The sequence below is a fragment of the Halorubrum sp. SS7 genome (assembly GCF_005435055.1).
Classification (GTDB): Archaea; Halobacteriota; Halobacteria; order Halobacteriales; family Haloferacaceae; genus Halorubrum; species Halorubrum salinarum.
Map to the genome: position 1 here is coordinate 1,635 of NZ_SGXV01000030.1, position 6,072 is coordinate 7,706.

At 57.5% G+C, this 6,072-nt stretch carries 3 protein-coding genes and 2 pseudogenes; 2 read left to right on the forward strand and 3 right to left on the reverse strand.

Going from position 1 to position 6,072, the window contains the following annotated elements; all coding sequences use genetic code 11:
* Window positions 1-57: 57 nt before the first annotated feature.
* Window positions 58-993 carry a hypothetical protein gene (locus EXE44_RS15735; protein ID WP_137706745.1) on the reverse strand — a complete coding sequence of 312 codons (936 nt, stop codon included), beginning with the start codon at window positions 991-993 and terminating at the stop codon, window positions 58-60.
* A 198-nt stretch (window positions 994-1,191) separates the two neighbouring features.
* Here EXE44_RS15735 and EXE44_RS15740 point away from each other — a divergent pair, with 198 nt between their 5' ends.
* Window positions 1,192-1,719 carry a hypothetical protein gene (locus EXE44_RS15740; RefSeq protein ID WP_137706744.1) on the forward strand — a complete coding sequence of 176 codons (528 nt, stop codon included), beginning with the start codon at window positions 1,192-1,194 and terminating at the stop codon, window positions 1,717-1,719.
* Window positions 1,720-2,068: 349 nt separating this feature from the next.
* Window positions 2,069-2,752 (forward strand): metallophosphoesterase family protein, encoded by a 684-nt coding sequence (locus tag EXE44_RS15745; RefSeq protein WP_092921000.1) that lies wholly within the window; start codon window positions 2,069-2,071, stop codon window positions 2,750-2,752.
* 88 nt (window positions 2,753-2,840) lie between these two features.
* Here the strand turns inward: EXE44_RS15745 and ppk1 are convergent.
* Window positions 2,841-5,221, reverse strand: a pseudogene (gene ppk1, locus EXE44_RS15750) (polyphosphate kinase 1).
* A gap of 660 nt (window positions 5,222-5,881) precedes the next feature.
* Window positions 5,882-6,072 (reverse strand): annotated as a pseudogene (locus tag EXE44_RS15760) (hypothetical protein); the annotation flags it as partial.

Below are 6,072 nucleotides of genomic sequence, written 5' to 3' on the forward strand. Positions count from 1 at the left end.
ACTCGTCTTGAGCCGGCCCAAATTCAATTGGACGCGCTCGTCGTTCTCCCGGAGTGGTCACGCAGAAGCAGCGCCTTGGTCGTTCGAGACGCTCGCGTCGTACCACTGCCCATCGTAGCGGACGAACATGGTGTCTCGTAGGGTCTTCAGGAGAGACATTGAGGCTGCCGGCGTCGGCGTCGCCGGCGAGGCTTGCGAGCCATCCGTACAGACGGTCTGGGGTTCGTCGATAGCCGCATCCAGAAACGCCCGATCTGCCGGCAACAGCGGCGTCCTCGGCAATTTGGTGCCATACGTATCCAGGAGGCGCCCGATGACTGCTTCTCTCGTCGTGCCTCGGGGTTCGAACCGAATCCGGAAGGTGCGAATCGTTCGCTCGGCCCGGTCGGTTCGAGTGAGCCGGAGGACTGCCCCGTTCACCGCGAACAGTACCGCCTCCGGGCCGGTCAACTGGAAGCCGCCGACAGCAGTTGTGGGGTAGCGCAGGGTCAGTTCGAGCGGGTCGCCGTCCCTGTTGCGGACGATGGCGCAGGTGTCGGCGGTAGAATCTGTGAGGAGTCCTTCGGAGTCGGCCGCGAGGAACGCCGCCCGGTCGCGACGGTCGAGGGTGGCGTATCGGATGTCCGGCGTTGGCGACCCCTCCGGCAGCGTCACCGTCCGGGTCACCTCGACGCCGGCGACCTCCTCGATCGTTCGGACGGCTTGGTAGTAGGTGTCTTCAACGGCGAGAAAGGTGGTGTCGACGATACCGCTGGGGAGCGTACGCCGTTCGGTGGTGGGGTCACGGGCGAACAGCCGGAGCAGGTAGTCCGTGTACGTGCGAACAGTCTCGGGCGGGGCCCTGACCACCTGTTCGAACAGGGCGGCCCGGTCCAGCGGCTCCAGCGTTACCGTGTAGCCGTCGGTACAGGTCGGTTGACGAGCGGAACAGCCAGCGAAGCCGATGCCGGTTGGGAGGGCTGCGAGTGTGGTGAGGGCCGTTCGTCGCTTCACATACCCACCCTGACCGCTCGGTTCAAAAATCGCTTGCTAATCGTATTTACGGTCCCGTAGCGGCCGAGATGGCCCGTGATTTTCACGGGCCGGCCGCCTAATTCGCGGGCTGTCAGTACCAGCGTGACCGATACAGAGGATACATTCATCACTCAGCGGGAGCGCTCAATTATATACACACCGACGAAACAGGAGTGTATGAATACGTGGCGTCAGGCGCCAAGCAGTATATCACATCACGAAGTCGGTGCGGGGGCTGTCGCCGCCGCCGCGACGGTGGTTACCTCGGTCATCTACTTAATCAGCCTGTGGGCATTCGTCTCGACAGCAGAGGTGCCGTTCAACGTCGAGATCTACATGCTGGGCTATACTGGGTTCGTCTTCTTTGCCCTGTTTGTCACCCCGCTTGTAGGCTTCGTCGTCGGGACAGCGGTATGGCACTGGACGCTGTCGTCGACATCGAACCCGCGTCGAGGTGCGCTCGCAGGGGTCGTGACGGCACCCGGAACGGTGTTGGCCGTGTCAATACTGTTCAGCCTGTTGTTGGCCACTCGGGAGTTGCTTGGGGTGATCCCTGCGCTATTTGTGAGCCCTGTCGATGCGTTCGTAATAACCACGCACGGAGTCGTCATCTACTGGGGCCTTTTCACCAGCGTGATACTCGTGCCGCTCTGTGCGCTCATTGGCTGGGCGTACCAGCGCAGAGTGCTGTCTAGGAGTCGGTAACCGCTTACCTCCATGGGTCGTACAAGCTACGCTCATACTATCTCGTACGCCCCCTAGAACACCTCTTTGAGCTGGTAGAACCCCCGAATCAGTACGAACTCTTCAGCAACGAGACGATTCAGACGATGATCTGTCTGAAGAATAGAATTCCGACAGAGTCCGCGAGTTCATATTGCTTCACAAACATTGTGAGTCCAAATTGACACTAAACAGCACGTAAGGACACACTTCGCCACCGCGAACTACATAGCGGTATAGTCTACTAATACAAACTGATTAATTCGGGAGCATAATATCTTCATTTGAGTCCGATCCTCAGACGAACTGCTTCGGCTCTGGACCCACCCACATGAACACGAAACCACAGTTCGGTAACGGCGTTGAAGCACAACATGAACGGTTCGAAACCGACAGTCACGGTGATATCTACATTGTCGGAGACGTCCACGGGAGCCGAATAATTCTCGAACGGCTCCTCACGAAACTCGAATTAGAGGACGACGATCTTGTCGTATTCGTCGGTGATCTTGTGCGAAAAGGGCCGGACAGTCCCGGTGTTGTTGATCTCGTCCGTGAGGATCCGCGTCTCGTTAGCGTCCGCGGAAACAACGAGCAGAAAGTTGTGCGCGGTGACAAACACCCGGACTGGCTCCGCGAAGACGACCGCGAGTACTTCGAATCGCTTCCGGTCGCGATTTCCTTCGACGACGTTCTTGTCGTTCACGGTGGTATTGATCCCCAACAATCGCTTTCAGACCACACCGTCGAGGAGTTGCTGACGATGCGTTCCCCGCACGGCAACGGGTATGACGGTCCGTTTTGGTATGACGACTACGACGGACCCTACCGCGTCTTCTTCGGTCATACCGTTCATGACCACCCGGTGGAGCGAGAACACGCCGTCGGCCTCGATACCGGCTGTGTCTACGGCGGAACGCTCACCGCGTACGACTACCGGAACGACGAATTCCTCACCGTGGAGGCGAAGACGCATCAAGAACGCGCCAACTCGAAAATCGTCGATCCGGCCTGAGCGACTCCATTCAGACCTCCCTCTCGATACTCGAGGAGCTGTTAGCGGTGAATAACCGACACCGTGCTAAACGGTACTCTGACCGCAATCACTCGTACTCGGTCTGAAGGCGATTCCGTACTCCCTCTCGCGTTTTGAAGTACCGTCGGCCGCCCTCCGCCGTCCGAACAGCCCAGTCGTACGTCTCGCTATCAGGACGATACCAGCGATCAGAGTACATGTCGAACACAGACACGTTTCCCCCATCCGAGTGGGTCTGTTCTTCATCGGCATCGAGATCGGCTTCATCCGACCCCTCGGATCGAGCTTCTGTCTCGCTCTCTGTGACCTCCCCAACGAGAAGCGCTTCCTCGATGAGATCCGTATCGACGATCATCCCCGGACCGTAGCCGTGATCGAGTGCTGCTTCCGTCGCTGCCATCAGTATCTCTTGGATGTCTCGAACCGGGTCGTCGTCGGAAGAGACCGCTTCGTAGGTTCCGTCGCTTTGCATCACCCATCGACGGCGGTTATCTGTTAGTGACGCCTCCAATATGAACCGGAGCTGTTCGCGCAGTTGCGTGTCTTCGACCGGCGTGACCGCTTCTACTCGATAATCGAGATTCCGGGTCATCCAATCGGCGGAGCCGATGTACCACTCGGGACTGCCTCCGTTCTCGAAATAAAATATCCGAGCGTGTTCGAGGAATCGGCCGACAATCGAGTGGACAGTGATATTGTCGCTCAGTCCTTCGATACCGGGACGAAGCCGGCAGATATCTCGGACGATCAAATCGATTTCGACGCCGGCCATCGAAGCACGATAGAGTTCCTCGACCATCGACGGGTCTTCAAGCCCGTTTATTTTGACCACGATCCGTGCCCGCTGACCAGCACGAGCATGCTCGGCCTCTCGTCTGACCATCTCCGTGAACCGCTCACGCATCGTGACGGGTGCAATCAAGAGCTTCCGGAAGCGGTCGTCGAGCGTCGGTCCGGTAAAGAAATTGAACACCTTCGTGAGATCGAACCCAATGTCTCGATCAGCGGTCAACAACCCCAGGTCGGAGTACCCTTTCGCGGTTCCTGAATGGTAGTTTCCGGTGCCGATGTGCGAGTAGAGCTGAACGCCATCGTCCTCTCGACGCACGACGAGCGCCGTCTTCGTGTGCGTCTTCAACCCTACAGTCCCGTACGCGACGTGGATGCCCTCCTCTTCGAGTTGCCGAACCCATTCGAGGTTGTTTTTCTCGTCGAACCGAGCCTTCAGTTCGACCATCACCGCGACCTGCTTGCCGTTGTCGGCGGCATTTATAAGGCTCTGAATTACCTTCGAGTCGCTCGCGGTTCGATAGATCGCCGCCTTCACCGCGAGCACGTCGGGATCGGTCGCGGCCGCGTTGAGGAATCGCTGAACCGTCCCCTCGAACGAGTGATACGGTGGTGCGCGAGAATGTCCCCGTGTTTAATTTCGTCAAAGATACTCTTCGTCTCGTCTCTAGTATCACTCGCCAGTGAGCCTAATCGGGGATGAGGCTTTGGTGACCACGCCGGCGGCTTGAGATCGGGGCGATCGAGATCGATGAGCTCGAAGAAGTCCTCGAAGTCGATCGGTCCCTCACGGTGGAACACTTCTCGGTCGTCGACCCCGAGCTGATCTTTGAGAATCGTCAGTGACTCATCGGGCATATCGGCGTCAACCTCTAGCCGGACTACCGTCGCGAAGCGTCGCTGTTCGATGACCTCCTCAACCATATCGACGAGGTCTTCGGCGACCTCTTCGTTCCGCCGCACCTCGGCGTTTCGCGTCACCTTGAATTTCGATACGTCACGGATGTCAAGATCAGGGAGCAACAGGTCGAGGTTACGTTCGATGAGGTCTTCGATGAGAACGTACCTGTCAGCCTCGCCAGAAACGCTGATGAGGCGGGGTTGATTCGGCGGAATCTTGATCCGGGTGAATGTCGGCTCTTCACCCCCGTTCGACGAGAGCACAGCGAGCGAAAGCGAGAGGTTAGAGATGAACGGGAACGGGTGAGCGGGATCGAATGCGAGCGGCGTCAGTGTCGGCAGAATAGACTCCTCGAAGTGCGTCCGCAGCTGTTCTTGATCTCCTTCGGGTAACTCGTCAGGGGTACAGATCTCGATCCCTTCGTCGGCGAGCGTCGGTTTGAGAACAGACTGCCAGTATTCCGACTGCTGCGCAAAGAGCGGGCGTGCGGTGTCGAGTACTTCGACCCACTGCTCTTTCGGTGTCCGTCCATCGGGCGTCGTCTTCGTCACGCCGGCGTCGATCTGCTGTTTGAGTCCGCCGACGCGCTTCATGAAGAACTCGTCCGTGTTTTTTGTGAAGAACGCGAGAAATCGGAGCCGTTCGAGCGGCAGATTCCGATCGTCCATTCCCTCTCGAAGAACTCGCTCCTGAAACGCCAGTTCGGAGAGTTCTCTGTTGAGGTAGTACTCTGGGTCTGTGAGGTCTCTGTCGGTCACAGAATCACCCGCATAGAGAACGTTGATACCGTGAAGCGGCTCCTGTATCTGTCAAACTGAAATCCTCCTATCATTTCTGGGACAGCGGAAATGAGAGAGTGACACTCATTTTCCGGGTTCACCTGACTGTGATCGGTTATCTTTCGACATCGGACTAGCGGGATGAGGTCTCGACTGACGGTTCGGGTGCTGACAGAGACCCCCCGCTACCGGATAGGGCACCATCGGGGAGCCATGTGTCGTCGCGTTCCATCCACTCCCCGATCGGAAGTCGCTGAGTAGTCTCTGAGGGGATGACAATTTCAGTAGCGTTAGAAATGATCTCGTACTTTCGAATTGCCATTTTGGGCTCGTTGAGATCGTGCCTACCTAGATGTGACTTCACGCGAGCGTACAGATCCTGTTTCGAATACTCGCTTCGTCGCCCTTCGAGTGCGCGAACGGCGTTACAAACTGGACAGCTAAGGACCATAGCCGATTTCATGACTTACAGATGCTACGCTAACTACAAGAAGCCCGATCAATAGTTGTATATACTAATATATAATATTTAAAACCGTCCGTGTCGAGGCTAAGCTCACGGATAACAACCTCTCCCCCCCGAGCGAAGTCGGTAGACTGAGCGAAGTAAGGTGGGGTTGTTGACCACGGTTGCTCCGGTCAGTGGGGGCGCTTCGCCGACGCGTCGGCAATCGTCTGAAACTGCGTCGGGTCTCGGAGGAACTCCTCACCCGTGTTGGTGATCGCCGACTGGTCGATGTATTCGACGCCGTCGCCGTACACCGCTAGCACGGGCTCGTCTTTGAACTCACCAATCGGGCGAGACGTGGTACACTCTATCCCGACGTACG